The sequence below is a fragment of the Desulfonatronum sp. SC1 genome (genome assembly GCF_003046795.1).
Lineage (GTDB): Bacteria > Desulfobacterota > Desulfovibrionia > Desulfovibrionales > Desulfonatronaceae > Desulfonatronum.
In genome coordinates this window covers 1-440 of sequence record NZ_PZKN01000161.1, presented here as the reverse complement: position 1 = coordinate 440, position 440 = coordinate 1, and the positions used below count along the sequence as shown (strand labels likewise).

General features: G+C 37.0%; 1 protein-coding gene. It reads right to left on the bottom strand.

Annotated elements, in window-relative coordinates; all coding sequences use genetic code 11:
- Nucleotides 1-215: 215 nt before the first annotated feature.
- Nucleotides 216-440 (bottom strand): hypothetical protein (locus C6366_RS21120; protein WP_233248586.1); only part of this gene is annotated, 225 nt, incomplete at its 5' end.

Sequence of the window (440 nt, the reverse complement as noted above, 5' to 3'; positions counted from 1 at the left end):
CAATAACCTCAAACTTCTCAGCACTGTTCTGCATCAATGAATGCAAACAAAGCTTAAGAAAAGCCAGAGAGTTATAACTCACTATAATTACTGACAAATGTGGCATCAAAGAGATCTTAATCGTGAACGTACTTGATATGGATAATCATTATACTCATTAAAGTAATAACGGAAAAATTCATCAGAATTGTAGAAAGGATGAGATAAAAAATGCGTTAGCGCTGTTTGCGTTTGATTATGGTATTCGTAACCCAAAAAATCAGTGACAAAACCATTAAAAACAGGCTCATCCCAATCAGTTCTGCCTTTTCAAGATTAGACAAAAACCAGAGAATGATCAAAACTGATATCATCGGAATTACAACACCACCGGGAACCCTAAAAGCGCCTCTGGTTCTGGTTGAGATTTTGCGCAATCGAAGTACCGAAAATGCCACACC